The 26,944-nt window shown below is 70.4% G+C and carries 23 protein-coding genes; 12 read left to right on the top strand and 11 right to left on the bottom strand.

Features of this window, described 5'->3' with window-relative positions; translation table 11 throughout:
• Positions 1 to 50 precede the first annotated feature (50 nt).
• Both ABEB12_RS02750 and ABEB12_RS02745 read right to left on the bottom strand, forming a co-directional pair.
• Entirely contained in the window at positions 51 to 728 is a 678-nt protein-coding gene (locus ABEB12_RS02750) for a hypothetical protein (RefSeq protein ID WP_185058789.1), read from the bottom strand.
• 136 nt (positions 729 to 864) lie between these two features.
• Positions 865 to 1,398, bottom strand: coding sequence for a cupin domain-containing protein (locus ABEB12_RS02745; RefSeq protein WP_185058788.1), 534 nt, complete (start codon positions 1,396 to 1,398; stop codon positions 865 to 867).
• Positions 1,399 to 1,702: 304 nt separating this feature from the next.
• Between ABEB12_RS02745 and boxC the strand changes: the two genes are divergently transcribed.
• Together boxC and boxB are read left to right on the top strand one after the other, a co-directional pair.
• Positions 1,703 to 3,391 (top strand): 2,3-epoxybenzoyl-CoA dihydrolase, encoded by a 1,689-nt coding sequence (boxC, locus tag ABEB12_RS02740; protein ID WP_185058787.1) that lies wholly within the window; start codon positions 1,703 to 1,705, stop codon positions 3,389 to 3,391.
• A gap of 68 nt (positions 3,392 to 3,459) precedes the next feature.
• Entirely contained in the window at positions 3,460 to 4,872 is a 1,413-nt protein-coding gene (gene boxB / locus ABEB12_RS02735) for a benzoyl-CoA 2,3-epoxidase subunit BoxB (RefSeq protein WP_185058786.1), read from the top strand.
• On the opposite strand, the gene ABEB12_RS02730 is transcribed toward boxB, so the two are convergent.
• The 3 genes from ABEB12_RS02730 to ABEB12_RS02720 all read right to left on the bottom strand — a co-directional run bounded on the left by ABEB12_RS02730 (position 4,869) and on the right by ABEB12_RS02720 (position 9,115).
• The gene (locus tag ABEB12_RS02730) at positions 4,869 to 6,287 is read right to left on the bottom strand and encodes a M20/M25/M40 family metallo-hydrolase (protein WP_221497532.1); all 1,419 of its coding nucleotides are present in this window, start codon (positions 6,285 to 6,287) and stop codon (positions 4,869 to 4,871) included. The genes boxB and ABEB12_RS02730 overlap by 4 nt on opposite strands.
• 42 nt (positions 6,288 to 6,329) lie before the next feature.
• Complete coding sequence (locus ABEB12_RS02725; protein WP_345702539.1) at positions 6,330 to 7,730, bottom strand: M20/M25/M40 family metallo-hydrolase; 1,401 nt, start codon at positions 7,728 to 7,730, stop codon at positions 6,330 to 6,332.
• 95 nt (positions 7,731 to 7,825) lie between these two features.
• A complete protein-coding gene (locus tag ABEB12_RS02720; protein WP_345702538.1) occupies positions 7,826 to 9,115 on the bottom strand; it encodes a glutamate-5-semialdehyde dehydrogenase in 1,290 nt (429 codons plus the stop codon).
• Positions 9,116 to 9,233: 118 nt separating this feature from the next.
• On the opposite strand from ABEB12_RS02720, the gene dapA reads away from it, so the two are divergent.
• The 3 genes from dapA to ABEB12_RS02705 all read left to right on the top strand — a co-directional run bounded on the left by dapA (position 9,234) and on the right by ABEB12_RS02705 (position 11,510).
• Positions 9,234 to 10,076 (top strand): 4-hydroxy-tetrahydrodipicolinate synthase, encoded by an 843-nt coding sequence (gene dapA / locus ABEB12_RS02715; protein WP_185058782.1) that lies wholly within the window; start codon positions 9,234 to 9,236, stop codon positions 10,074 to 10,076.
• A 511-nt stretch (positions 10,077 to 10,587) separates the two neighbouring features.
• On the top strand, positions 10,588 to 10,890 hold the full coding sequence (locus ABEB12_RS02710; RefSeq protein ID WP_185058781.1) for a helix-turn-helix domain-containing protein: 303 nt from the start codon (positions 10,588 to 10,590) through the stop codon (positions 10,888 to 10,890).
• 2 nt (positions 10,891 to 10,892) lie between these two features.
• Positions 10,893 to 11,510, top strand: coding sequence for a LysE family transporter (locus ABEB12_RS02705; protein WP_185058780.1), 618 nt, complete (start codon positions 10,893 to 10,895; stop codon positions 11,508 to 11,510).
• An 82-nt stretch (positions 11,511 to 11,592) separates the two neighbouring features.
• Here the strand turns inward: ABEB12_RS02705 and lpdA are convergent, their stop codons facing one another.
• On the bottom strand, positions 11,593 to 12,999 hold the full coding sequence (lpdA, locus tag ABEB12_RS02700) for a dihydrolipoyl dehydrogenase (RefSeq protein ID WP_185058779.1): 1,407 nt from the start codon (positions 12,997 to 12,999) through the stop codon (positions 11,593 to 11,595).
• A gap of 73 nt (positions 13,000 to 13,072) precedes the next feature.
• Positions 13,073 to 13,468: a hypothetical protein gene (locus tag ABEB12_RS02695; RefSeq protein ID WP_185058778.1), complete on the bottom strand. Its 396-nt coding sequence runs from the start codon at positions 13,466 to 13,468 to the stop codon at positions 13,073 to 13,075.
• Positions 13,469 to 13,616: 148 nt separating this feature from the next.
• Here ABEB12_RS02695 and ABEB12_RS02690 point away from each other — a divergent pair, with 148 nt between their 5' ends.
• Positions 13,617 to 15,176: a protein kinase domain-containing protein gene (locus tag ABEB12_RS02690; RefSeq protein WP_185058777.1), complete on the top strand. Its 1,560-nt coding sequence runs from the start codon at positions 13,617 to 13,619 to the stop codon at positions 15,174 to 15,176.
• A 71-nt stretch (positions 15,177 to 15,247) separates the two neighbouring features.
• The gene (locus ABEB12_RS02685) at positions 15,248 to 16,219 is read left to right on the top strand and encodes an NlpC/P60 family protein (RefSeq protein ID WP_185058776.1); all 972 of its coding nucleotides are present in this window, start codon (positions 15,248 to 15,250) and stop codon (positions 16,217 to 16,219) included.
• Between the two features lie 691 nt (positions 16,220 to 16,910).
• Here the strand turns inward: ABEB12_RS02685 and ABEB12_RS02680 are convergent.
• Entirely contained in the window at positions 16,911 to 18,281 is a 1,371-nt protein-coding gene (locus tag ABEB12_RS02680; protein ID WP_185058775.1) for an amino acid permease, read from the bottom strand.
• 138 nt (positions 18,282 to 18,419) lie between these two features.
• Here ABEB12_RS02680 and ABEB12_RS02675 point away from each other — a divergent pair, with 138 nt between their 5' ends.
• Both ABEB12_RS02675 and ABEB12_RS02670 read left to right on the top strand, forming a co-directional pair.
• Positions 18,420 to 18,914, top strand: a complete 495-nt coding sequence (locus tag ABEB12_RS02675) for an Lrp/AsnC ligand binding domain-containing protein (protein ID WP_185058774.1) — start codon at positions 18,420 to 18,422, stop codon at positions 18,912 to 18,914.
• Between the two features lie 96 nt (positions 18,915 to 19,010).
• A complete protein-coding gene (locus tag ABEB12_RS02670) occupies positions 19,011 to 20,402 on the top strand; it encodes an aspartate aminotransferase family protein (protein WP_185058773.1) in 1,392 nt (463 codons plus the stop codon).
• 56 nt (positions 20,403 to 20,458) lie between these two features.
• Here the strand turns inward: ABEB12_RS02670 and ABEB12_RS02665 are convergent, their stop codons facing one another.
• On the bottom strand, positions 20,459 to 21,745 hold the full coding sequence (locus ABEB12_RS02665) for an MFS transporter (protein WP_185058772.1): 1,287 nt from the start codon (positions 21,743 to 21,745) through the stop codon (positions 20,459 to 20,461).
• A gap of 365 nt (positions 21,746 to 22,110) precedes the next feature.
• Between ABEB12_RS02665 and ABEB12_RS02660 the strand changes: the two genes are divergently transcribed.
• Genes ABEB12_RS02660 through ABEB12_RS02650 form a run of 3 tightly spaced genes read left to right on the top strand, consistent with a single transcriptional unit; the run spans position 22,111 to position 24,191 of the window.
• Entirely contained in the window at positions 22,111 to 22,695 is a 585-nt protein-coding gene (locus ABEB12_RS02660) for a TetR family transcriptional regulator (protein ID WP_185058771.1), read from the top strand.
• Entirely contained in the window at positions 22,688 to 23,155 is a 468-nt protein-coding gene (locus tag ABEB12_RS02655) for an SRPBCC family protein (protein ID WP_185058770.1), read from the top strand. The genes ABEB12_RS02660 and ABEB12_RS02655 overlap by 8 nt, the downstream gene beginning before the upstream one ends.
• Before the next feature lie 10 nt (positions 23,156 to 23,165).
• Entirely contained in the window at positions 23,166 to 24,191 is a 1,026-nt protein-coding gene (locus ABEB12_RS02650) for a methyltransferase (RefSeq protein WP_345702500.1), read from the top strand.
• A gap of 17 nt (positions 24,192 to 24,208) precedes the next feature.
• Here ABEB12_RS02650 and ABEB12_RS02645 read toward each other — a convergent pair whose 3' ends face one another.
• Together ABEB12_RS02645 and ABEB12_RS02640 are read right to left on the bottom strand one after the other, a co-directional pair.
• The gene (locus ABEB12_RS02645) at positions 24,209 to 25,756 is read right to left on the bottom strand and encodes an AMP-binding protein (protein ID WP_221497530.1); all 1,548 of its coding nucleotides are present in this window, start codon (positions 25,754 to 25,756) and stop codon (positions 24,209 to 24,211) included.
• Complete coding sequence (locus ABEB12_RS02640; protein ID WP_185058769.1) at positions 25,753 to 26,733, bottom strand: phosphotriesterase; 981 nt, start codon at positions 26,731 to 26,733, stop codon at positions 25,753 to 25,755. Before ABEB12_RS02640 ends, ABEB12_RS02645 begins: the two co-directional genes overlap by 4 nt.
• Positions 26,734 to 26,944 lie beyond the last annotated feature (211 nt).

Below are 26,944 nucleotides of genomic sequence, written 5' to 3'. Positions count from 1 at the left end.
ACGTCGACTCGGCGTGCTGGAACTCGACTCAGGGTGCCAGGAACGTCAACTCAGGGTGCTGGAAACGTCGACTCGCGCCGATGAGAGCGCCGACTCGCGGGCAAGAGGGAAGGGCGGGTGATCAGTGCGGCGGTGGCTAGCGCGCCCAGGAGGAGGGTGCCGAGGAGCCAACTGCCGAGGACGGCCCACCAGGGATGGCCCAGGTAGAGCTGGGCGGCGCCGATGGCCAATGCGGCCGGAGCGGCCAGCCAGTGCAGTGCGCGCCACAGAACCGTGGGCAGGTAAGGGTGCAGCAGCCAGGCGGCCACGCCCCAGCAGACCAGGCTGGTGGTGGCCGGGCCGGACACGGCCGACCCGCCGAGCAGCTCCTTGCCGGCGGCCAGGCTGACCCCGAGCAGCAGCACCGCCGAGGTCGCACCGAGGATCGGCCGCCACCGGGCGGTGCGCATGGCCAGCACCGCGGCCAGGGTGAGCAGCAGCGCCGGGACGATCACGGTGCCGCCGACCATGGATACGCCGTTGGCCACGAAGTGCGGCCAGCGCCAGGCCCGCTCGTCACGCGGGATCGCCGACCGCGCCACCCGGCCGCCCAGCAGCGCATCGTGCCGCCACAGCTGCACGATCAGCCCGGCCGGCAGCATGGCCAGCCCCACGGCGGCCAGCCGGATGGAGCCGAGCAGCGCCGGCGGCGGCGTGGTGATCAGGGGCTTGGGGGCGGTCACGGGCATGAACTCGAAGTTATCCGGGCCACCTAGGCGTTTGCTGAGAAACTCAGGAACGGCCGGGGTGACTCCACCCACGGCTGCGCGGCGGCGGGCCGGAACAGGTGACCCGAAAGGCGTTCAGCCGGCCGATGCGACCAGATCACCTGGAAGAGCGAGCCGCCCGCCACGGCGGGCTGACCAGGAAGTGGGTGTCGAACCGGTCCTGCATGTCCAGCAGGCTCTCGGCGGCCAGCTCACCCCGGACGATCCGGCCGAGCTGGCGGAAGTACTCGAACCGCTCCACCCCGGGGGTGAGCACGATCAGCAGGTCGGCGGTGGAGTCCCGGGACGCGGCGAACGCGTGCGGCAGCTCCGGCGGCACGACCAGCACGTCGCCGGTGGCGGCGGTCAACACCCGGTCGCCGACCAGCACGTCCAGTGAACCGTCCAGCACGTAGAACAGCTCGGTGGACAGCTTGTGGGTGTGCGGCATCGCACCGTCCGCGCCCTGGGCCAGGGTCACCCGCTGAGTGCTCAGCGCCCCGCCGGTGGCCTCGCTGTCCGCGAGCAGGCGAATGGTGGCCGGCCCGCCGGTGAGCGTCTCCACGTCGGCCGCGCGCACCACCACCGCGCCGGCCGGCAGCGCCCCCTCCGCCGGCCGCGCGTCCCCCGACAACGATGACGGACCAGACATGACGCCCCCCACTCTTCTCCCGCGTACCCCTCCATTCAACGCTATTTGACCTAGAGCGTTTCCCACGGATCATCCAGCCGGCTGCGCGGTGCCCAGAGGGCGCCTCGCGGCGTTGTCCTCCTCCCCGATAGCTCCGCTATCGGCTCGTCGTCCGCCTTGCGATGCATCCCTCTGGACCACCGCTCGCTCGGCATAGATCCGAGGGAAACGCTCGAACGATCCTCTACAACTACTTGACGATTCGCAATGAATCTGTAGACTATTGACCGACCGTAGACGCCGACCACGAAAGGCGGACGGCGAGATGAGCGCCAACCCACTACGCGTGAGTTTCCGCACCGCGCCCGAGCAGTACCGGCACTGGCGGCTCGACACCGAGCACAGCGCCGAGACCGGGGTTGCCTACCTGCGCCTGGACGTCGCCGAGGACGGCGGCCTCGTAGAGGGCTACGAGCTCAAGATGAACTCGTACGACCTCGGCGTGGACATCGAGCTTTACGACGCCGCACAGCGACTGCGCTTCGAGCACCCCGAGGTGCGCGCGGTCGTGCTGACCAGCGCCAAGGACCGTAACTTCTGCGCCGGCGCGAACATCCGGATGCTGGCCCAGTCCAGCCATCCGTGGAAGGTGAACTTCTGCAAGTTCACCAACGAGACCCGGTGCGCCATCGAGGACGCCAGCGCGAACTCCGGGCAGACCTGGATCGCCGCGCTGAACGGCACCGCCGCCGGCGGCGGCTACGAGATGGCCCTGGCCTGTGAAGAGATCCTGCTGATCGACGACAACTCGTCCGCCGTCGCGCTGCCCGAGATCCCGCTGCTGGGCGTGCTGCCCGGCACCGGCGGGCTCACCCGGGTGACCGACAAGCGCCGCGTGCGCAAGGACCGGGCCGACGTGTTCGCCACCAAGTCCGAGGGCGTGCGCGGCACCCAGGCGGTGGACTGGAAGCTGGTCGACGCGGTGTTCCCGCACCGGGTCTGGGACGAGAAGGTCACCGAGCGGGCCGCCGAGGCGGTCGCCCGTTCCACCCGGCCCAAGGATGCGCGCGGCGTCGCGCTGCCCCCGCTCGAGGTGGAGCAGACCGAGGACGAGATCCGCTACCGGCACGTGCACGCCCGGCTGGACCGGGCACAGCGCCAGGTGGAGATCACCGTGCACGGCCCCACCGGCGACCTGCCGGAGACCGTCGAGCGGGTGCACGAGCTGGGCGCCGACTTCTGGCCGCTGGCCATGACCCGCGAGCTGGACGACCTGATCCTCTGGCTGCGCACCAACGAGCTGGAGCTGGGCACCTGGCTGGTCCGCACCAAGGGCGACGTGGCCCACGCGCTGGCCTTCGAGCGCCTGATCGCCGAGCACAGCCGGGACGACTGGCTGGTCAACGAGATCCGGCACTACTTCAAGCGCACTCTCAAGCGCCTGGACCTGACCTCCCGCAGCCTGATCGCGCTGATCGAGCCGGGCTCCTGCTTCGCCGGCGCGCTGCTCGAGCTGGCCCTGGCCTGCGACCGCCAGTACATGCTGGACGGCCTGATGGAGGACGGCGACGAGGAGGGCGAGCCGGCCCAGATCGTGCTGTCCGAGTCCAACTTCGGCGCCTTCCCGATGGCCAACGGGCTGTCCCGACTGGAGTCGCGGTTCTACGGCGACGAGGACTACCTGGCCAAGCTCCGCCAGGAGACCGGCCGCCGGCTGCTGGCCGCCGACGCCCTGGAGCTGGGCCTGGTCACCGACGCGCCGGACGACATCGACTGGGAAGACGAGATCCGGATCACCCTGGAGGAACGGGCCAGCCTCTCCCCGGACGCGTTGACCGGGATGGAGGCCAACCACCGGTTCGTCGGCCCGGAGACCATGGAGAGCCGCATCTACTCCCGGCTCACCGCCTGGCAGAACTGGATCTTCGTCCGCCCCAACGCCAGCGGCCCGGACGGCGCCCTACGCCGCTACGGCACCGGCCGCCGCGCCGAATTCGACCGCAAGCGAGTCTGACCCCACGCTCGTGAGTGGCGAGTAGCGCTATAGCGACACTCGCCACTCACGGGTCCCGAAGGGACATCATGAGCATCGACTACTCCGAGAAGATCCCGAACAACGTGGACCTGGCCGGGGACCGGAAGCTGCAGCGCGCACTGGAGTCCTGGCAGCCCAACTTCCTCAACTGGTGGAAGACCATGGGCCCGGCGCTGCCCACCGAGGACGTGTACCTGCGCACCGCGGTGGACGTCGGCCGGGAGGGCTGGGCGCACTTCGGGCACGTGGCCATGGAGGAGTACCGCTGGGGCGTCTTCCTGGCCGAGCGCAACCACGACCGGCGGATCGCCTTCGGCGAGCGGCGGGGTGAGCCGGTCTGGCAGCAGGTCCCCGGCGAGTACCGCGCCGACCTGCAGCGCCTGATCGTCATCCAGGGCGACACCGAACCGGCGAGCGTCGAGCAGCAGCGCCGCCTGGGCGAGACCGCGCCGTCGCTGTATGACTTGCGCAACCTGTTCCAGGTGAACGTGGAGGAGGGCCGCCACCTGTGGGCGATGGTCTACCTGCTGCACGCCTACTTCGGCCGCACCGGCCGCACGGAGGCCGAGGCCCTGCTGCAGCGCAACTCCGGTGACCTGGACTCGCCGCGCATGCTGGGCGCGTTCAACGAGGAGACGCCGGACTGGCTGTCCTTCTTCATGTTCACCTACTTCACCGACCGCGACGGCAAGTACCAGCTCGGTTCGCTGAAGGAGTCCGCGTTCGACCCGCTGTCCCGGACCTGCGAGTTCATGCTCAAGGAAGAGGCGCACCACATGTTCGTCGGCACCACCGGTGTCGACCGGGTGGTCGCCCGCACCGCCGAGCTGACGCGCGAGCACGACTCCGAGGACATCGCGGCGCACGGCGGGATCCCGCTGGACGTGATCCAGAAGTACATCAACTTCCACTACTCGGTGTCGCTGGACCTGTTCGGCTCGGAGCGGTCCACCAACGCGGCCAACTACTTCACCGCCGGCCTCAAGGGCCGCTGGCAGGAGGAGCGCCGGGACGACGACCACACGCTGACCGAGGACGCCGCCGAGGTGGCCGTGGTCCGCGACGGCGCGATCACCACCGACGAGGTCTCGGCCCTGCTCGCGCTGAACCACGACCTGCGCTCCGAGTACGTCAAGGACTGCCAGAGCGGCATGAAGCGCTGGAACCGCATCCTGGAACGCGCCGGCATGGACCGCCGCCTGAGCCTGCCGCACGTCGGCTTCAACCGGCAGGTCGGCGAGTTCGCCGGGCACAACGTGACCCCGGCCGGCGACCTGGTCGGCGCGGACGCGTGGAACGCCAAGCGGGACGCCTGGCTGCCCACCGAGGCGGACAAGGCGCACGTCCGCAGCCTGATGCGCCCGGTCTACGAGCCCGGCAAGATCGCCAGCTGGGTCAGCCCGCCGAACACCGGAATCAACAACAAGCCCATCGACTACGAGTACGTGCACCTGCCCTAGCTGGTGTAGCGCTTCACCACCTCGTGCAGGAAGTCGCGGGACTCGTAGAGCGAGCTGATCGGGATCTGCTCGTTCAGGCCGTGGTTGTGGTGGTCGCCGGACTTGAAGAAGCGGCCGCTCAACCCGTAGGTGGGGATGCCGGCGGCGTTCAGGTAGCGGCCGTCGGTGGCGCCCACCGACATCGCCGGCACCAGCGGCACGTTCGGCCACATCCGGGCGGAAACCTCGCGCGCCGGGGCCAGGACCTCCTCGGACATCGCCGGAACCGGGGACACCACGGCCGGCGGCTGCTTGGCCTCCAGCGTGACCTTGGGGTCGTTGACCAGGCCGGCCAGCGTCTGCTGCACCTCGGCCACCGGGGTGGCGGGCAGGATCCGGCAGTTCACGTTGGCGCTGGCCGCCTGGGGCAGCGCGTTCGGCGCGTGCCCGCCCTGGATCTGGGTGACCACGCAGGTGGTGCGCAGCGTGGCGTTCAGGCCGGGCGAGGTGCCGGCCACCGTGGCGGCGGCCGCCGCGTCGTCCGGGTTGGCCGCGACCGCCTTCATCGCCGGGCCGACCGGACCCTTCGTCAGGTCGCCCTGTTTGTCCAGGTAGGCCTTGGTCACCTCGTTCAGGCGCACCGGGAAGGTGTAGGCGCCGATCCGGGCCAGCGACTGGATCGCGTTGCCGGCGCCCGGCTGGGAGCTGTGCCCGCCCGGGTCGGAGGTCTTCAGGGTGAAGTCCTGGTACACCTTCTCGCCGGCCTGGATGTCCAGGGACACCCGGTTGTTCTGGGCGTCCAGGTTGCCGTACGCGCCCTCGTTCAGCGCGAACGCCGCGTCGATCCAGTCCCGGTGGTTCTGTAGCAGCCACTCCACCCCGTTCAGCGGGAAGCTGCCCTCCTCGCCGCAGGTGAGTGCCATCTTGATGGTGCGCTTGGGCTGGAAGCCCTCGGCCCGGTAGCGGATCAGGCTGTCGGTGAACACGGCGGCCATCGCCTTGTCGTCGTTGGCGCCCCGGGCCTGGTAGTAGCCGTCCTTCTCGATCAGCTTGAACGGGTCGCGGCCCCAGTCCTCGGCCTTGGCCTCCACCACGTCGATGTGCGCCAGCAACAGCACCGCCTTGAGCGACGGGTCGGTGCCGGGCAGGGTGGCGATCAGGCCGCCTTCCTTGGGGTGGTCCGGCGGCACGTAGACGTTCAGCTGGTTGTCCGGGTAGCCGGCCTTCTTCAGCCGGTCGGCCATCCGCTGGGCGGCCAGCGTGCAGTCACCGGCCGAGGCGGTGGTGTTGGTCTCCACCAGCTCCTGGTAGAGGTCGTGGAAAGCCGCACGGTCGTCCTGCGCCGCCGGCGCCGACGGTGCTCCGGAAGGTGCCGTCGGCGGAGATCCGCACCCGGCCAGCACCATTGCCCCGGCGCACAGCAGCGCCGTCGACATCGATCGGATCATCCTTGATCCGCCCCCCTCGAAAACGGTTTTCTACGGATTGGCGTACCGCTTCACCACGTCGTAAAGGAAATCGCGCGCCTCGTAGAGCGAGCGGACCGAGATGTGCTCGTTCAGCCCGTGGTCGTGGTTGTCCCCGGGCTTGAAGAAGGTGCCGCTCAGGCCGTACGTGGGGATGCCGGCGGCGTTCAGGAACCGGCCGTCGGTGGCGCCGAGGGCCATCGTGGGCAGCAGCGGGACGCCCGGCCACAGCCGCCCGGAGACGTCGCGCACCGGCGCGAGGATCTCGTCGGACAGCGTGGGCAACGGGGCGGCGGTCTCGAACGGCTCGGCCGGCGACACGTTCACCCTCGGGTCGTTGATCGCGTTCACCAGCGCCTGCTGGATCTCGGGGCCGGGCGTGCCGGGCAGGATCCGGCAGTTCACGTTGGCCTTGGCCAGCTGCGGCAACGCGTTGGGGGCGTGGCCGGCGTTGAGCATGGTGACCACGCAGGTGGTGCGCATGGTGCCGTTGTAGAGCGGGTCGGTGGCCAGCTTGCCGGCCGCCGCCGCGTCACCCGGGTTGGCCACCAGCGCCTTCATCGCGGCGCCCAGGTCGCCCCCGGTGAGGTCGGCCCGCTGGGCGAAGTAGGCCTTGGTGACGTCGTTCAGCGCGACCGGGAAGGCGTTGATGCTGATCCGGCCGAGGGCGGCCGCCAGGGTCTGGATGGCGTTCTCCGGGCGGGGCTGGGAACTGTGCCCGCCCGGGTCGGTGACCTGCAGGGTGAAGTCCTGGTACACCTTCTCGCCGGCCTGGATCTCCAGGAAGACCCGGTTGTTCTGGGCGTCCAGCGCGCCGTCCGCGCCCTCGTTCACCGCGAACGCCGCGTCCACCCAGTCCCGGTGGTTGGCCAGCAGCCACTGCACGCCGTTCAGCTGGTGGCTGCCCTCCTCGCCGCAGGTCAGCGCCACCTTGATGGTGCGCTTGGGCTGGAAGCCCTCGACTCGGTAGCGGACCAGGCTGTCCACCCAGATCGCGGCCATCGCCTTGTCGTCGTTGGAACCCCGCGCGGTGAAGTACTCGGCGTCCTCGGCCAGCTTGAACGGGTCGCGGCCCCAGTCCTCGGCTTTGGCCTCCACCACGTCGATGTGCGCCAGCAGCAGCACCGCCTTCTGCGACGGGTCGGTGCCGGGCAGGGTGGCGATCAGGCCGCCTTCCTTGGGGTGGTCCGGCGGCACGTAGACGTTCAGCTGGTCGTCCGGGTAGCCGGCCTTCTTGAGGCGGTCGGCCATGCGCTGGGCGGCCAGGGTGCAGTCACCGGCCGAGGCGGTGGTGTTGGTCTCCACCAGCTCCTGGTAGATCGACCGGAACGCGGGCCGGTCGGTGCCCACCTGGGCGGTTCCGCCGGGTGGCGGCGCCGAGTTTTGCGGGGGCGCGGAGCCACAACCCGCCACTAGAAGCACACCTATCACACCGGCAACAACCGAGGTTATCCGCACCTCTGGTTCGTACCACTTTGACTTTGATCACGCTATCCCTGAGCGCTAAGTCAATCGAGGTCGAAACCTTGCCCCGAGGCCCAGACCAGCCACTTCGTGCTGGTCAGCTCCTGCAGGCCGAGCGGACCCCTCGGGCGTAATCGCTGCGTGGAGTAGGCCAGCGCGGGGTCCAGCGGGTTGCTCGACGGGTCGGTGAGCGTGATCGGCGCGTTCACGGTGATCGTTGCCGCGTCCACCTGGGTGGTGAACCGCCGGACCACCGCAGGATCACCGGTGACCACGGTCTCGGTGTGGCCGGTGCCGTAGGTGTCGATGTGCGTCAGCGCGTCGCCCAGGGTGTCCACCACGGCGGCGGCCAGCACCGCGGACGGGCCGTCCGCGCGCCAGTCGTCCTCGGTGGCCGGCGGGCAGCCGGGGGCCAGCGCGGCGAACCGTTCGTCCGCGTGGATGGCCACCCCGTTGTCGAGCAGCGCCTGATGCAGCCCGGGCACCAGTTTCCGCGCGATTTCCGCGTGCACCAGCACGGTGGTCGCGGTGTGCGGGAACGAGGCGTAACCGATCTTGGAGTCGCAGACGATCTGTTGCGCCAGCTCGACATCGGCCTCGGCGTCCACGTAGATGTGCCCGCCGCCGCGACCCAGCCGCAGGATCGGCACCCGCGCCTCGGGCAACATCTGCGCCGGTATGCCCCGGGGCAGCAACGGGATGACCAGGTCCACGTGCTCCTCGGCGCCCAGCAGGTAGCGCACCGCCGCCTTGTGCGTGCTGGGGATCAGTTGCACCGCGTCCGGCGGCACCGCGCCGGTGTTCAACGCGTCCCGGATGATCCGCGCCAGCGCCTCGTCGGTGGCCGCCGCGAACCCCTTGGCGTCGTGCAGCAGCACCGCGTTGCCGGTCTTGAGCAGCATGCCGGCCGCGTGCGGGAGCACCCACGGCATGCCCTCGTGCAGAACCGCGATCACCCCGATCGGCGCGCGCACCTGCGCCCGGCGCAGCCCGGAGCGCTGCCGCATGCCGTGCACCACCTCGCCCAGCGGGTCCGGCAGCGCGGCCAGCGTGCGCATCTCGTAGGCCAGGTCGTCGATGCGCCGGCCGTCCAGGGTGAGCTCGCGGAGGAGGTTTTCGTCCTCCGGCGCCCGCGCCAGATCCGCCCGGTTCGCCTCGAGGATCTCCTCACGCCGCCCGGTCAGCGCGTCGGCCAGCACCAGCAGCGCCTTGTCCCGCGCCGCCCGGTCCAGCCCGCGCAGCTGCACCGAGACCTGCCGCGCCCGCTCCCCGGCCTCGTGCACCTCGCCGTACGCCTTCGCCTGCAGGCGAGGTGTCCAGCCGGGCGGTCCCATAGTCACCGCATTATAAGATCGATATAACGATTTTGCATATACTCTTTTGTGATCTGCTGTGGATTGGCGAGCACTAAGCGGCTCGACGCGTCGGCCGGAATGCGAGATGCTGCGGGGCATGTCGCTGGGCGCCGTACTCACCGCCATCGTCACCCCGTTCGACGCCGAAGGGGCCGTGAACGAACAGGCCTTCGTGGACCTCATGCAGCACCTGGCCGGGCACGGCTCGGACGGGTTCGTGGTGTGCGCGACCACCGGCGAGCCGTCCACCCTGTACAGCGCCGAGCACCTGCGCCTGGTGGAGCTGGCCTGCCAGAACCGTCCCGCTGGCACCACCGTCATCGCCAGCACCGGCTCCAACAACACCCGACACGCCTGCCGGATGACCGAGATGTGCACCGAGTTCGGCGTGGACGGGATCCTGTCCGTCACCCCGTACTACAACAAGCCGAACGCGCGCGGGATCACCGCGCACTACCGGGAGATCGCGGCCGCCACCGACAAGCCGGTCATCCTTTACAACATCCCCTCCCGGGCGGCCATCGACCTGCCAAACTCCCTGTTGACCCAGCTGGCGGAGATCGATCGGGTGGACTACGTCAAGCAGGCCAACAACGACAACCTTGCACTCATTGACGGCCTCGGCGTCTACGCCGGCAACGACGACCTGTTCGCGCCGGTGCTGGACATCGGCGGCTGCGGCGGCATCCTGGTGTCCAGCCACGTCGCCGGCGACGCGATGCGCCGCATGGTCGACGAACCGGAAAAGCGCGCGGAGATCAACTCCTCACTCCAGGAGCTGTTCGCCGCACTGTTCGTGACCACCAACCCGATCGGCGTGAAGGCGGCGCTGAACCTGCTCGGGCACAACGTCGGCGGACTGCGGTTGCCGCTGGTCGAGGCCGACGGGTCCGAGCTGGCGGTGATCCGGCAGGCGCTGGAGAACTTGCACCTGCTCTGAGTTCGAGTTCCCGGTAGGTGCGGGTTTGAAGATCGGCTTGGACGGCCGCGGTGGGTTTCGTTTGGGCTTGAGTGCCGGCGCCGCCGGTTTCGTTCACGTTGCGTGGCCGCGGTGGCGGAGTTGTCGCGGTCGGCTTCGCCGAGTGGCAGTCCAGTCGCCTTTCGATCATGGATCCGGACGACCCCGCCACCGCTCGGCGCCGGACCCGCGCCGACCGCCCCGCCGGTGGTCACCCAGGGTCACCGCGACGTGACGGGTGGGGCAGGTGGGACGGCGGCGTGGGGCGCCGGCGGAGCGCCGGACGGCGAGAGCAAGGTGAGTCCGCTTCACGGGCGGGTCTCCAGCGGACTGAGCTTGCTCTCGACGAAAGTGGCCGCCACCCTCCGTGAACCAACCCCCGAACCGCCACGGCCGGCACCCGAGCCAGCAAGAAACCCAACCGGGGCCGTCCAAGCTGAGTCTTTAAACCGCAACCCGCCTAAAATTAGCTAATTGCCTTAGTGTGGAGGCCGTGCTGGAGGTAGAGCTCGCGAAGGCGCTGTCCAACGACAAGCGGCTACTGATTCTGGACTGGCTGCGTGACCCGGAGGCGCACTTCCCGCCGCAGCGGGACGGCGATCTGGTGGAGGACGGCGTCTGCTCGGTGTTCATCGCGGACAAGCTGGGCATCAGCCAGCCCAGCTGCGGCGAGCATCTCAAGCTGCTCCGCCAGGTCGGCCTGCTGCGGGCCAAGAAAATCAGGCAATGGGTGTTCTACCAGCGCGACGAGGAGCGGATCGCGGCGGCGAAGGCCCAGTTGGGCGGGGATTGGTAGCCATGGAGTATCTGCCGTTGCTGGTTGCGTGGATGGTCGCGCTGGTCAGTCCCGGACCGGACTTCCTGGCCGTGCTGCGGGTGTCCGTGGCCCGTTCACGCCGGGCCGGGATGCTGGTGGCCGCCGGCGTAGTGACCGGGCAGGCATGCTGGGCGCTGGCCGCACTGGCCGGCCTGACCGCACTGGTCGCCCGCTACGAGCAGCTTTACCTGGTACTGCGCCTGGCTGGCGCGGCGTTCCTGATCGTGTACGGGCTGACCACGCTGCGCTCCGCGTGGCGCCGCGCGCCGGAGCAACCCGGGGCCGGCGCCGAGGCGCCGAGGTCCGGCTGGCGGTCCTGGCGCCTCGGCCTGCTGACCAACCTGGCCAACCCGAAGGCTCTGGTGTTCTACGGCGCACTGTTCGCCAGCCTGCTCCCGCCGGACGTGGACACGGCCGGCCAGGCCGAGGTGGTGACGATCATGCTGGGCACCGGCCTGGCGTGGTTCGTGCTGGTCGCCGCGATGGCCAGCGTGCCGGCGGCGGTCGCCGGGTACCGGAAGGCCCGCCGGGCGGTGGATGCCGTCACCGGCGGGCTGTTCGTCGCGCTCGGCGCCGCCCTGGCCCGCCCGGCGGCCTGAACCCCAGGGCAACCCCCGCCAAAACCACTGAATCAGCGTGCTGCAACCACTGAATCAGCGTGCCAAACCCACTGAACCGGGATTAGAAGTTGATCATGCCGTGGAGGAGGCCGTGGAAGGCTTCCTGGAGGCCTTCCGAGAGGGTGGGGTGGGCGTGGACGTTGCGGGCCAGTTCGTGGGCGGTGAGGTCCCATTTTTGGGCCAGGGTGAGCTCGGGTAGGAGCTCGGTGACCTCGGGGCCGATCAGGTGGCCGCCGAGCAGCTCGCCGTAGTGGTCGTCGGCGATCAGCTTGACGAAGCCGTTCGGCTCGGCCAGGCCCTGTGCCTTGCCGTTCGCGGTGAACGGGAACTGGGCCACCTTGATCTTCCAGCCGCGCTCCGCCGCCAACTCCCGGGCCTGCGCCTCGGTGTAGCCGAAGCTGGCCACCTGCGGCTGGCAGAACGTGGCGCGCGGCATCATCACGTAGTCCAGCTCCTGGGTCTCCGCCCCGGCGATGGTCTCCGCGGCCACCACGCCCTGCGCCTCGCCGACGTGCGCCAGCATCAGCTTGGCGGTGACGTCGCCGATCGCGTAGATGTGCGGCACGTTGGTGCGCATGCGGTCGTCGATCGCGATGGCGCCCCGGTCGGTCAGCCCCACACCGGTGTTCTCCAGGCCGTAGCCGCTGGTCCGGGGGGTGAACCCGATCGCCTGGATGACCTTGTCGGCGCGCAGTTCCTTGGTCGAACCGTCCTTCGCCGTGACGGTCACCACCACCCCGTCGCCGGATTCGGTGATCGACTCGACCCGGGTGGACAGGTGGGACTCGATGCCGTACTTGCGGTACCGCTTGGCCAGCTCCTTGGAGACGTCCGCGTCCTCCAGCGGCAGCAGCCGGTCCAGGAACTCGACGATGGTGACCCGCACGCCGTAGTTGGACAGCACGTAGGCGAACTCGATGCCGATCGCGCCGGCGCCGGCGATGATCACGCTGCCGGGCAGCTCCCGGGTGAGGATCTGCTCCTCGTAGGTCACCACCCGCTCGGAGAGCTCGGTGCCGGGCAGCAGCCGGGTCTCCGCGCCGGTCGCGATGATCACGTTGTCGAAGGTCACCGTCTCGGTCCCGCCGTCGCCGAGCGCCACCTCGATGGTGTTCGCGTCCCGGAACGTGCCGCGCCCGTCGAACTCGGTGATCTTGTTCTTCCGCATCAGGAAGTGCACGCCCTTGACCCGGCCGTCGGCCACGATCCGGCTGCGGTCGAACGCCACGCCGTAGTCGAAGGCCACCTCCCCGGTGATGCCGAAGGTCTTGGCCTCGTGGGTGAACAGGTGCGCCAGCTCGGCGTTGCGCAGCAGCGCCTTGGACGGGATGCAGCCCACGTTCAGGCACACCCCGCCCCAGTACTTCTGCTCCACGATGGCGACCTGCTGACCCAGCTGCGCGGCGCGAATCGCGGCCACGTACCCACCGGGACCGGCACCGAGCACGACGACGTCAAAATGCGGCATAGCTCAACGCTAGCGTCTTCCCGCGCGCCGAACCGGGCGCACGCTCGGCGAGCGCGTCCCGCGCTGGTACGGGTCAGCGCAACGGAACACGACCGGTCGGCGCACGGCGCACCATCCGGCTCAGGTGGGGCATGGAACGCAGATACTGCCGTCCGCAACCACCGCAGAGCAGCTCGTACACCGGTTCACCCATGGACCGGCCGAGATAGTCCAGCTGCCGCTGGCCCCGGTCGATCGCGTCGGGCAGTTCGGGGTCGCCGGCGAACAGCGGGTCGCGGCTGGTCTCCATGGCCCGGGCCAGCCGGGTCCGGGTCACCGCGCGCGCCATGTGCTCGCGCATCGGGAACACCGCCGGCCCGGTGACGTGCTTCACCGAGGGGTGGCGGAACGGGCGCAGCCCGACCCAGGCGACCAGCCCGTGGCAATGCCCGCACACCAGCTCGCGCTGGTAGCTCCGGAAGATCGACAACACCCCACACCTCCACCCAGTTGGCTCCCGTACCTCTATCGAATCGTTTCGATAAGCACGGTTTGTTCCGCGCACGACCATGTGTGTCTGAGATCACATTTTCTGTCCAGACGGACGGCCGGCGGGCGATGACGCAGAATGTCTCCGCGTGGACCCGCTGCAGACCGGTGACCCGGCGAACGTCGGTCCCTACCGGTTGCTGGGACGCCTGGGAACCGGCGGCATGGGGCAGGTCTTCCTCGGCCGCGACGGGCGGGGCCGGCTGGCGGCGGTGAAGGTCGTCCACGACTCCCTCCTGGCCAACCCGGAGTTCCGCCAGAGGTTCGCCAGGGAGGTCGACATCGCGGCCCGGGTGCGCGCGCCGTGGACCGTCGTGCTGCTCGACGCGGACCCGAACGCCCCCCGGCCGTGGATGGCCACCGACTACGTGGCCGGCCCCTCGCTGGAGCAGGCGGTCCGCGCCGGCCCCCTGCCCGAGGTGTCGGTGGGCGCGCTGGGCCAGCGGCTGGCCGAGGCGCTGGCCGCGCTGCACGCCACCGGGCTGATCCACCGCGACGTGAAGCCGTCCAACGTGTTGCTGGCCGACGACGGCCCCCGGCTGCTCGACTTCGGCATCGCCCGGGCCGCCGACACCACCCGCATCACGCACACCGGGCTGTCCATCGGCACCCCGGCGTACATGTCGCCCGAGCAGGCCAGGGGCGAGGACAGCGGGCCGCCCTCGGACGTGTTCTCGCTGGCCTCGGTGCTGACCTTCGCGGCTACCGGGGAGGGGCCGTTCGGCTACGCCCCGAGCCCGGTGGCGATGCTGCGGCGGGTCAGCGACGGCGATCCCGACCTGTCCGGCCTGCCCGACCGACTGCGCACCGAGCTGCGCCCCTGCCTGGCCCGGAAACCCGAGAAGCGGCCGACCGCCGCGCAGTTCGCCCAACGGCTGGCGCACTGGTCGGCGTCCGAGGCCCGGGCGGGGCGGCGGCGGCCGTCCTGGTCCACCGTGGCGCTGGTCGCGCTGTCCGTGATCGCCCTGCTCCTGCTGGCCGTGGTGATCTGGCTGGGCCGGCGGGACGCGGCACCCCCGCCGCCCGGCACGGCGCTCCCCCCGGCCCAGTCCGCACCGCCGGTACCCGCACCGGCGCCGAGGCCCACCGCGAAGGCCACCGTGCTGGCCGCCGCACTGACCGACCAGGCCGTGGACCTGCCGCTGGAGAGCCCCGGCGAGTTCTCCGCCGAGGGCTACACGCTGACCAACTGCAACGGCCTGCGCATCGGCGCCGACTCACGCATCGCCAACGCCTACGGCGTCCAGTGGCTGGACCGGGCCAGCCCGCCGCACGGGGAGATCATCCACCACGTGCTGAGCTACCAGGGCGACACCGGTGCCAAGGTCATCGACGCCGTCCGGGACACCACCCGCGCCCAGTGCAACCCCTGGCTGTCCGGCGGCAACCGGTACGTGATCGCCACCGAGCCGGTGCTCCCGACGGTCCCCGGGGTGGACGCGCAGTGGGCAATGTGCCAGCAGAAACAGCCGCCGCCGACCTCGTTGGCGGAGGCGGCCGGCTACGTCTGCATCGGCTACTTCGCCCGGGGATCGGTGGTCTCCTCGGTGGCGGCGTCGGTGCACGGCCAGGACCCCGCCGGGACCACCGCGCTGTTCGACCGGGTGGCTCGCCAGGCCGCCGAACGGCTGGCCGCCAGCGGCGCGTGATCGGTTCGCGATAGCACACGATCACGCCGGATCCGGCCCGGCGCCCGGCGGCCACGGGGTGGCATGGCGCCATGGGCAGGGCCGGTCAGCGGGGCGTCGCGGGGTACGCCGAGTACCGGCCCCGGCGGGAAGGCCCGGCCGGCAAGATCGCCGCCGGCGGCGCGATATGCACCGCAGTGACGGTATGTGTGCTGGTCAGCACCGGTGTTCTCGCCCCGTCGGAACCCTCCGTGCACGCCGCACCCGGGCCGGTTCCGAGACCCGGCTCCGGGCCGGTCGAGCCGTCCGGCGCGGAAGCCTGGGAGAGCGGCACCCCGGCGCACCGACCCGCCGCCGCACGGGAGGCCGCCCCGCACGGCGCCGACGCCGCGGCACCGGGCGCCCTCGGACCGGACGGGACGGCACCCGGCCTGGCGGCACCCGACGCGCAGGCACCGGACGACCCCGGGCCGGAAGCCCGACCACCCGACGCCGCGGCACCGGACGGGACGGCACCCGAGGCGGCGGCGCCCGACGCGGCGGCGCCGGATCCGGCGCTGACCCCGGTCGAGGAGGCCACCGGGGCGTGCACGCGGGAGGTCAGCAACCCGGCCGACCTGCGCGCCGCGATCCTCACCGGCAACCCGGAGGAGGTGGTCTGCCTGCGCGGCACGGCCGCCAGGCCGGCGGCGGACGTGGCGCTGGCGTTCGCCCACGAGCAGCTCGGCACCCCGTACGTGTGGGGCGGCAACGGCCCGGACGACGGCGGGTTCGACTGTTCCGGCCTGGTGATGAAGGCGTACGCGTCCGCCGGGGTGCGGCTGCCCCGCACCGCACAGGCGCAGTTCGAGGCCGGCCCCCGGATACCCGAGGAGGAGCCCATCCGGGCCGGCGACCTGGTCTTCTTCGGCGGCGGCCCGAAGTCCGTCACGCACGTCGGCGTCGCCGTCAGCGCCACGCGCATGATCGACGCCCCGCAGCGCGGCGAGGTGGTCAAGGTCGGCCCGATCAAGCGGGCCAACCTGGTCGGCATCACCCGCCCGGCCGGCCGCGCCCTGGGCTAGCCGATAACCTCGAGGGAAAGCTGTGCGCATTCCATACGGCCTCGCCATTCTGACGGTGGCAATCATCGTCCCGAACGATGCACCTCCGGCATCGGAGTGCGTCAAACCGGCCGGCATGACCAAACTCCTGGACCAGGACCCCGATGATGAACAAGTGCCCTGGAAACGCACCGGTCCGGGCAATGTGAATGTGTACTTCGATGTCTCCGGGATAACCCCGGAATGGCGGAAAGGTGGAACAAGAGTCCTTGCATAAAAGTTCACCTTGTCGACGCCTGCCCGGCCGGGTCGAACTGCGTGTCCACGACCACGGTGGACAACGGGGACGACGGCAAACTTCGACGCCGTCGAGAAGGGCGGATACACCGTCGGTGGGGAGATCCAGTACCACCGACCAGAAGCGGAACGTGGCCGTCCACGAGATGGGTCACGCGGTTCAGCTATGGCGGAGGCTATACCCCCGATAGCCACAATTAACCGCGACATCGACATGGCGAGGGTTTGGCTGAGAGCTGTTCGATCTTCGGAAAGCATTCTTCAGCCGCTTCCCAATGCCAGCCGTCGGGAAAGTACTTGCCGCTTCCGGCATAGAGGACGCCGTTTTTATGCCGGAACCGGCAAGTGAATTCCGGGACCACCGAAGAGGTGCCCACACCGCGCTCACCGCCCGAAACAGGGCGCCGACCTCCTGCTAGTCGGTCGGGACGGTGACCGACCATCGGTCCGGGTGCCGGCGCAGGTAGCCCCACCAGTACAGCGCGGCGGCGAGCAGCACGGCGGCGGTGATGCCCAGGTCCAGCGCGCTCTGCTCGACCAGCACGTAGGCCAGCGCGGCGATCACCACCAGCGGGACGGCCGGCCACCAGGGCATCCGCCACACGTCCGGGCGGGTGTCCGAGGCGGAGGATCGGCTGCGCAGGCAGGCCACCGCGACCATCAGGTACAGCGCGACGACCGCCACCCCGGTCACGCCGGTGAGCGTCTCCACCGGCACGAAGCACAGCACCGTCTCGCTCAACCCGACCACCATGGTGGCCGCCCACGGCGAGCCGAACCGGCGGCTGACCTGGCCCAGCGCCCGGTTCACCGGATCCGGCCAGGTGGCATCGCGGGCCGAGGCGTACACCACCCGGGAGTTCTGGATCACCATCACGATCGCCGCGTTGATGATGGCCAGCGCGATGCACAGGCTGATCGCCACGCCGACCGCCGGCGAGCTCCAGCCGACCACCATGCCGGTGAGGTCGCCCTGGGCCAGCGCGGCGTCGTCGGGCGCGCCGAGGGTGATCGCTACCACCGGCGCGAGCAGGGCCAGCGAGCTGATGCCGAGCGTCCAGAGCATGGTGCGGACGACGGTCCGGCGCGGCTCGCGCATCTCCTCCGCCAGGTAGACGCTGGTGCTGAAGCCCTGGGTCACGAACAGCGCTACGGCCAGCCCGGCGACCACGGTGACCAGCGAATAGTCGCCACCCAGTGCACCAGGGAGCAACACGCTCGGCGGCCGCACCGCGTGCCCGAAGCCCAACCAGCAGACCACCGCGATGGCGCCGATCTCGATCAGCAGGAAGGTCCCGGTGATCCACGCGTTGGCCCGCAGGTTGAGCAGGCCCATCAGCGTGGACGCCAGCATCACCACGGCACCGGCGACCGAAGGGTCGACGTCCAGAACCGGGCGCAGGTACTCGGCCACGCCGATGGCGATGATCGGCGGCACCACCAGCACCACGATCATGGAGATGGCCAGCGTCATCCAGCCGGCGAACCGGTTCAGCACCGTGCTGACCATCGCGTACTCGCCGCCCGAGCTGGGCACCAGCGTGCCGAGCTCCGAGTAGCAGAACGTGCAGCCGATGCACAGCACCACGGCCAGCGCGATGGCCAGCGCGGTGCCGTTGCCCAGCGTGCCCAGCAACGGCGGGACGATGACGAACAGCGACGAGGCCGGCGTCACGCAGCTCAGCGTGAGCAGGGTGCCGCCGCCGACGCCGATGGAGCGGGACAGCGGCCGGGTGCTGGGCGGTACGGGAGCGGGCGCATCCGCCCGGGTTTCGGCTTCCGGCATGGCGGTGCGTCCCTCCATTGGGCGACAGCGACTGCCGGGGATGGAACAACACCGAATCCGCACTGTCAACGATGGAAAATCAACGAAATCCGTCGTCAATGACTTGAAGACGATCGCTTTCGTGGCAGGATCGCCGCCATGAACGCCCCCGAACCGAACGTGAAACCACCGCTCCTGGACGAGATCAACAAGGGGATCATCACCCAGCTGCAGGAGGACGGCCGGCGGGCCTACGCGACCATCGGCAAGGCGGTCGGCCTCTCCGAGGCGGCGGTGCGCCAGCGGGTACAGCGGCTGGCCGACTCCGGCGTGATCCAGATCGTCGCGGTGTCCGATCCACTGCAGGTGGGGCTGTTTCGGCAGGCCATGATGGTTATCAACGTGGACGGCCCGCTGGAACCGGTCGCGGACGCGCTGGCCGAGCTGGACGAGATCGCCTACGTGGTGCTCTGCGCGGGCCGGTACGACCTGCTCTGCGAGGTGGTCTGCGCGGACGACGAGGCGCTGCTGGACCTGGTCTCCAACCGGGTCCGCGCGGTGCCCGGGGTGAGCCGCGTGGAGACGTTGATCTACCTCAAGCTGCGGAAACAGACCTACCAGTGGAGCAAGCCGGAAGCGCAACGGATTCCGTAGTTTTCGTGCCGCACAATCGCTAAATTAGTTTGAAAAATCTTGTTCCGCAACTGATCCGCTTGCCTGGTTGGGCGGCGCTGTGTCATAACGGTAGCCATGACTCTGTCCGATCTAGCCGCCTCGACCTCCTCCGCCGGACTGGCCCGCGCGGCGCACGAGCACCTGTGGATGCACTTCACCCGGCACTCCGGGTTCGCCGAGGACCCGGTGCCGGTCATCGCCCGCGGCGAGGGCGCGTACGTCTGGGACGCCGACGGCAAGCGGTACCTGGACGGACTGTCCGGGCTGTTCACCGTGCAGGTCGGGCACGGCAGGGAGGAGCTGGCCGAGGCGGCCGCGCGGCAGATCCGCCAGCTGTCCTACTTCCCGCTCTGGTCGCACGCCACGCCACCGGCCATCGAGCTGGCCGAGCGGCTGGCCAACGACGCCCCGGGTGACCTGAACCGGGTGTTCTTCACGGTCAGCGGCGGAGAGTCGGTGGAGACCGCGTGGAAGCTGGCCAAGCAGTACTTCAAGCTCACCGGCAAGCCCACCAAGCACAAGGTGATCAGCCGGGCGATGGCCTACCACGGCACCTCGCAGGGCGCGCTGTCGATCACCGGCATCCCGGCCGCCAAGGCCGACTTCGAGCCGCTGGTGCCCAGCTCACTGCGGGTGCCGAACACCAACTTCTACCGCGCGCCGGTGTTCGCCGACGACTACGCGGCGTACGGCCGGTGGGCCGCCGACCAGATCGAGCAGGCGATCGAGTTCGAGGGCGCGGACACGGTGGCGGCGGTCTTCCTGGAACCGGTGCAGAACACCGGCGGCTGCTTCCCGCCGCCGCCCGGCTACTTCGAGCGGGTGCGGGAGATCTGCGACCGGCACGACGTGCTGCTGGTCTCCGACGAGGTGATCTGTGCGTTCGGCCGGCTGGGCTACGACTTCGGCGCCCGCCGGTACGGCTACCAGCCAGACATGATCACCACCGCGAAGGGCCTGACCTCGGGTTACGCCCCGCTGGGTGCGGTGCTGGCCAGCGAGCGACTGATGGAGCCGTTCACCCGGGGCAGCAACACCTTCATGCACGGCTCCACCTACGGCGGGCACCCGGTGTCCTGCGCGGTCGCGCTGGCCAACCTGGACCTGATCGAACGCGAGGGCCTCTACGCCCACGTGCGCTCGCACGAAGCGGCGTTCCGGTCCACCCTCGACACACTGCTCGACCTGCCCATCGTGGGCGAGGTGCGCGGCGCCGGCTACTTCTACGCGGTGGAACTGGTGAAGGACAAGGCCACCAAGGAGACGTTCACCCCCGCCGAGTCGGAGCGGGTGCTGCGGGGACACCTGTCCCGGGCGCTGTTCGGGGGCGGGCTGTACTGCCGCACCGACGACCGCGCCGAACCGGTGATCCAGGTGTCCCCTCCCCTCATCTGCGGCCAGCGGGAGTTCGACGAGATCACCGCCATCCTGCGAGGCGCACTGGAGGAGGCCTGGCGCCTGCTCTGAGACCGGGTCGCTCCTGAACGCCGCGCGCCGCCGCAACCACTCGATGTTCGAGAGGCCTAGCCGCGGCCGGCCGCGAGGGAGGCGACGAGTACGCCCGCGGCAGCGGCGGCCGTGGCCAGGAGGAAGCCGAGGGCGAAGCTCTCGGCGGTCATGGTGAGCACGGCCAGCTGGCTGCCCAGTGCGCCGCCGAGGACGCGCGCGACGGTGTTGGCGCCGTTCGCGCCGCCGCTGCCGGTCGCGGTGCTGGCCCGGATGACCATGCGCGGCAGGGCGGCCATGGCCAGCCCGTAACCGACACTGCACACCAGGTAACCGGCCACCACCTGCCAGATCTCCGCGTGCCAGGCGGCGAGCGAGGCGGTGGCCAGTGCGGCGGTGACCAAGCCCAGCACCAGCGGCGCGGCCAGGCCGAGGCGCCGGGCCACCGGTTCGGCCGCCCAACTGGCCGGCATGGTGATCAGCGTGCCGGGCAGCAGGATCAGTGCGGCCCCGGTCACCGTGGTGCCGAAGCCGCCGTGCTCCGGTCCGAGCTGGGACAGCCCGGGGACCAGTTGGTAGCAGAGGAACTGGTGCACGCCGAGCAACAGCGCCCCACCGTGGGAGATCAGCAGCACCCGATTCGTCCGCCGAGGCACGCCCTGGCTCTGCGTGGAAATACGCAACGCCCTTTTGCTCTGCGTGGAAATATGCAACGCCCCGTCGCTCTGCGCCGATCTTTGCCGCACCGGAGTCGGCCGCGGCCGCGCCGGCGTCGAGGGCCGAGGGTCCAGCGGCAACGCCCAGCGGCTCAGCCCGAGCGCGGCCAGCGTGACCAGCCCGCCCAGCACGAAGATCCAGCGCCAGGAGAACAGGTCGGCGAGCAGCCCGCCGAGCAGCAGGCCGGCACCGGCCGACCCGGTGAGCAGGCCGGAACACAACGCCAACCCGGCCGGCACGCGGTTCCGCGGCAGGGCGGTGCCGGCCAGCACGAAGGAGAGCGGCACCAGGGCCAGGCCGATGCCCTGAACCGCGCGGAACCCGATCAGCACCTCGATGCCCGGCGCCAGCCCGGACCCCACCATGCCGACCAGGTAGACCAGCAGGCTGGCCGTCAACACCCGGCGCGCGCCCAGCCGGTCGGCGAGCAGGCCGACCAGCGGAGTAACCAGCACGCTGGTGAGCAGCGGCGCAGTGAGCACCGCCCAGGACGCGGCGGCCAGCCCGGTGTTCAGATTCCGCGCGAGCAGCGCCACTGTCGGCACCATCATGGTCTGCAGCAGGCCGTACGCCAGCACCACGAACGCCAGCGCGAGGAACACCGGCTTCGTTCGGTGCTCACCCGGCGTCTGCTCGGTCAACGTCATCTCTCGCCCCTCCGATTGCCCACGCGCGAACGCCGTTCGCAAGTTACTTAGCTGACCCTAAATAGTCGCGAACGCCGTTCGCAAGGAAAATGCGAGCCGTGACACCGCGCCGGAGCCGGGAACACCCACAGCCACGCCGCGCCCAGCGCCGCAACCACCGGAACCCGGCAGACGAACCGGGCCACATCGACGGACCGGAGCCGTGCCCCGGCGCCGGCCACCCAGAAGCCCCGCTGCCCGCCGAGAACCGGCCACCCCAAACCCCTCGGGTCGGCGAGCGCCAACCCCCTCGGCCCGCCGGGGTCCAGCCCCCTCGGGTCGGCGAGCGCCAGCCCCCTCGGCCCGCCGAGAGCCAGCGACCTCGGATGAGTGAGCGCCGGACCGGACACTCTTCCCGGCGCGGGTTGAGCCGAGACGCGATCGTGGCGGTGGCCCGCCGGATCGCGGACGCCGACGGGCTGGCCGAGCTGACCCTGCGCCGGGTGGCCGGCGAGCTGGACACCGGCCAGGCCTCGCTGTACCGGCACATCAGGGACCGCGCGGAGCTGCTCGCCCTGCTCGCCGACGACCTGGCCGGCGGCTACCCCCTGCTTCCGCCGGGAGAGGACCCGCTGCACACGGTCACCGACCAGTGGCTGGCCATGCACCGCTACCTCACCGAGCACCCCTGGGGCGCACCGGTGATCAGCGGCGGCGGTTACCGGTCGGATGCGGCGCTGCCGATCACCCGGCACTGCCTGGACCAGCTACGCGCGCTCGGCCTCGACGATCCGGACGCCCGCCGGACCTACCGCGCGCTGTGGCCACTGCTGATGGGCCACCTGCTGAACAAGCACCCGTTCGGCCATGGCACCGGCGCCGCCGAGACCGCGGAAAACCCCGGCGAGGACGACTTCCGGTGGGCGGTGCGCCGGCTGCTGGCCGGGGCGGCAGGATGGCGGCATGACTGACGTGATCGTGACCGCGTCCCGCACGGTGCGCGGTACACCCGAGCGGGTGCGCGCGGCGCTCGCCGACTACGCCGGGATCCGGCCGGCCATCCTGACCGAGAACTACAGCGAGTACGAAGTGCGCGAGGGCGGCCAGGGACCGGGCACCAAGGTGCACTGGAAGCTGGCGGCCACCTCGAAACGCGTGCGGGACCAGTTGGTCGAGGTGAGCGAGGACACCAGCGCGGACATCCCGGCCCTGATCGAATCCGACCAGAACTCCAGCATGGTCACCCGCTGGGTGGTCTATCCGCGCGACGACGAGAACGAGTCGAACGTCGTGGTGATCACCAAGTGGAAGGGCGCCACCGGCGTCGGCGGCTTCTTCGAGCGCACCTTCGCGCCGGGCGGGCTGCGCCGGATCCACGAGACGGTGATCGGCAACCTGGACGCCCACCTGAACGACTCAAACTTAGGGTAGCCTAAGTTCTGTGACGGGCATCGCGGAACGGAAGAAGCTGGTCGACCTGGTCTTCGGACACATGGCGGGGCAGGTGGTGGCCACCACCGCCAACCTCGGGCTGGCCGACCTGATCGGCGACGAGGAACGGACCGGTGCCGAACTGGCCGGGCGGGTCGGCGCCGATCCGGGCGCGCTCACCCGGCTGCTGCGAGCGCTCGCCTCGCTCGAGGTGGTCACCGAATCCAAGCCCGACCATTTCCGCCTGACCGACGCCGGCCACCTGCTGCGCACCGACCGGCCGGACTCGGTGCACGCGTTCGTCCGGATGTTCTGCGACCCGGCAATGCTGGCCGCCTGGCGCGAGCTGGACACCGCCGTGCTCACCGGGGAGACCACCTTCGACCGGGTCTTCGGGCTGAGCTTCTTCGACCACCTCAAGGCGAACCCGGAGCTGTCCGGGCTGTTCAACGCCTCGATGCGGCAGGGCACCCGACTCACCGCGCAGCAGCTGCCGACGGCGTACGACTTCGCCCGGTTCAGCACGGTGGCCGACATCGGCGGCGGTGACGGCACGCTGCTCGCCTCGGTGCTGGCGGCCCATAAACGCGTGCGCGGCATCCTGTTCGACACCGCCGAGGGGCTGGCCCAGGCGGATCAGACCCTCACCGCGGCCGGAGTGGCGGACCGGTGCGCCACGGTGACCGGTGACTTCTTCGCCTCCGCCCCGGATGGCGCCGACCTCTACCTGCTGAAGAGCGTCATCCACGACTGGGACGACGACCGGTGCGCCACCATCCTCTGGCACATCCGGCAGGTGATCCCGGCACGCGGCCGGCTGTTCATCGTCGAGCCGGTGCTGCCCGAGGTGGTGGACGGCGACCTGCCCCCGACGATCTACCTGTCCGACCTGAACATGCTGGTCAACGTGGGCGGGCGGGAGCGCACCCGGGCCGACTTCGAGAGCCTCTGCGCCCGCGCCGGCTTCACCGTCACCGGCTTGACCTCGCTGCCCCCGCCGTCCGCGTTCTCCCTGATCGAGGCCGCACCCAACTAGTCATTCGAACAAGTGTTTCACGTGAAACGTCGGCGCAGCTGGGGACCCCAGTCGGTGCTTTCGCGCAACTCGCGCTTGAGGATCTTGCCGCCGGGGTTGCGAGGCAGCGGGGTGTCCCGCACCGCCACGTACTGCGGAATCTTGAAGTCGGCCAGCCGGCCCTCCAGGTACCCGACTACCTCGACCGGATCCAGGGAAGCGCCGGGCACGGGAACCAGCACCGCGCCGACCTTCTCGCCCATCACCTCATCCGGCACCCCGACCACCGCCGCCTCGGCCAGCCCGGGCGCGCCGGCCAGCGCGTTCTCCACCTCGACCGAGTAGACGTTCTCGCCGCCCCGGTTGATCATGTCCTTGGCCCGGTCGACCACGTAGACCAGCCCTTTCGTATCCACCCGGGCCAGGTCGCCGGTGTGCAGCCAGCCGTCCCGGAAGGCGACGGCGGTGGCGTCCGGCTTGTTCCAGTAGCCGGCCACCACGTTCGGTCCCCGGATCAGCAGCTCGCCTACCCCGGCCGGGTCGGGCGCATCCACCGCGAGATCCACCACCGGCGCGGCGAAGCCCACCGAGTCGGCGTGTTCGGCGGCCCACTCGTGCGGCAGGAAGGTGGAGATCGAGGCGGTCTCGGTGAGGCCGAAGCCGTTGCCCAGCCGGGCGTTGGGAAAGGCTTCGCCGAGTCGCCGCACAAGAGCGGGCGCGATCGGCGCCCCGCCGTAGGAAACCTTGGTCACCGCGCCGACGTCGAGCGCGGCGAACTCCGGCTGTGCGATGGCCAGGGCGTAGATCGCCGGCACCGTGGTCAGCTGGTTGATCCGCTCGTCCACGATGGCGCGCAGGAACGCCCGCACGTTGAACGTCGGCAGCACCACCGTGGTCCCGCCCAGCGCCAGGTACACCAGCAGCTGGCTGTTGCACCCGGTCACGTGGAACATCGGCACCGAGATGAGCCCGCGCTGCTCGTGTCCGGTGGCCCGGTCGGTGCCGGTGACCCGGATGGCGGTCTCGATGTTGGACAGGAAGTTCTCCTGGGTGGTCATCGCACCCTTGGGGAACCCGGTGGTACCGCTGGTGTAGAAGATCGCGGCCAGGTCGCCGAGCGAGCGGTCGTCGTGGGCGGTCGGCGGGCCGGCGGGCAGCGGCTGGTCCGGGCGCAGCACCACCGCCGCGCCGGAGTCGGACAGCACGTACTCGACCTCCGAGGCGGCGAACCGGGTGTTCACCGGCACCGCAACCGCCCCGGCCAGCTGGATGCCCAGGAACCCGACCGCCCAGTCCGCCCCGGCCGGCAGCAGGATGGCCACCCGGTCACCGGGCCGCACGCCCTCGTCGGCCAGCCCGCCGGCCACCCGGGCCGCCCGGTCCCACAGCTGCCCGTAGCTCAGCCGGACCGTCGGTTCGCCCAGCTCGACCAGGGCCTCCGCATCCGGGTCCCGCCGCACGCTGGTGGCGAACATGTCGACCAGCGAACGGGGCAGGTCGGCGTAGTGCGCGACACCGGTCGCGTCACGGTGGATTCCGCTGGTGTCGAACGGCGCGTCCCCGCGCGGTAGCGGCTCGACGCTCACTTGGCGCTGAAGTAGCGGCGCGGGTTCTCCACCAGCATGGTGGTGATCTGTTCCTCGCTGACGCCCTGCTCGCGCAGCGCGGGCAGCACGTCCTGGCTGATGTGCAGGTAGTGCCAGTTCGGTGCGGCGCCCCGCAGCATCGCCTGGCTGGTCTCGCCGGAGAAGAAGTCCATGTAGCAGGCGGCGTCGTGGGCCAGCACGATCCGGTCGGCGTAACCCTGGGCGCACAGCTTGGCGATGGCCGCGACCCGGCGCTCGGTGGGCAGGAACATGTCCAGCCCGAACCGGTCACACCCGATGGTGGCACCCTGATCCATGATCCACTTGAGGTAGTCGAGGTCGTCCGAGTCGCCGGCGTGCCCGATGACCACCTTGGTCAGGTCCACCCCGTGGTCGGCGTAGAACTCCATGGCCAGTCGGCCGGTCTGCAGCGCCGCGTTGGTGTGCACGGTGATCGGCACGCCGGTCTGCTTGTGCGTGTCACAGATCGCCGCCTGCACCCGCGTCTGGTCCGGCGTGAGGCCGGCTTCCTCGACCACGCACTTCAGGAACGCGGCCTTCACGTCGGTGCCGGCGATGCCCTGCTCGATGTCCGCGACAAACATCTCGGTCAGCAGCTCCGGGCCACCGAGCAACGTCTCGGGGCCGCGGTAGTGGAAGTAGTGCGGCAGGTGATCGAAGGTGTACAGCCCGGTGGCGGCGACGATGTTGATGTTCGCCTCGGCGTTCACCCGCTGCACGCGGGGGATGTACCGGCCGAGGCCGACCACGGTCGGGTCGACGATGGTGTCCACGCCGGCGTCCTTGAGCGCGCGCAGTTTCTGGATGGCGTCCTGGACGCGCTCTTCCTCGTCCCACCACTCGTGCCCGTAGTTCTGCATCACGTCCGGGGTGAGCACGAAAACGTGCTCGTGCATCAGCGTGGTCCCCAGCGCGTCCAGCTCCACCGGCCCGCGCACCGTCTCGACGACCGCCATTGGCCATACCTCCCACACCCGTCGCGTCGGCCCATCATGGTGCGGCCCCCGACCCCGGTCAACGCGCCTCTCAGCCCGGTGTGTCAGGCCTTCCCAGCCGGCAAGTCGGGCCGCCCCGCCCGGTGAGTCAGGCCTTCCCACCCGGCGAGTCGGGATTTGTGCACGGTGAGTCGGGGATCCGGGTACGGCGAGTCGGGAATCTGGGTACGGC

The organism is Actinospineispora eucalypti (genome assembly GCF_039543365.1).
Taxonomy (GTDB): domain Bacteria; phylum Actinomycetota; class Actinomycetes; order Mycobacteriales; family Pseudonocardiaceae; genus Pseudonocardia; species Pseudonocardia eucalypti.
Note: the sequence above shows the minus strand (reverse complement) of the source record. Positions and strands in the feature narration are given on the sequence as shown.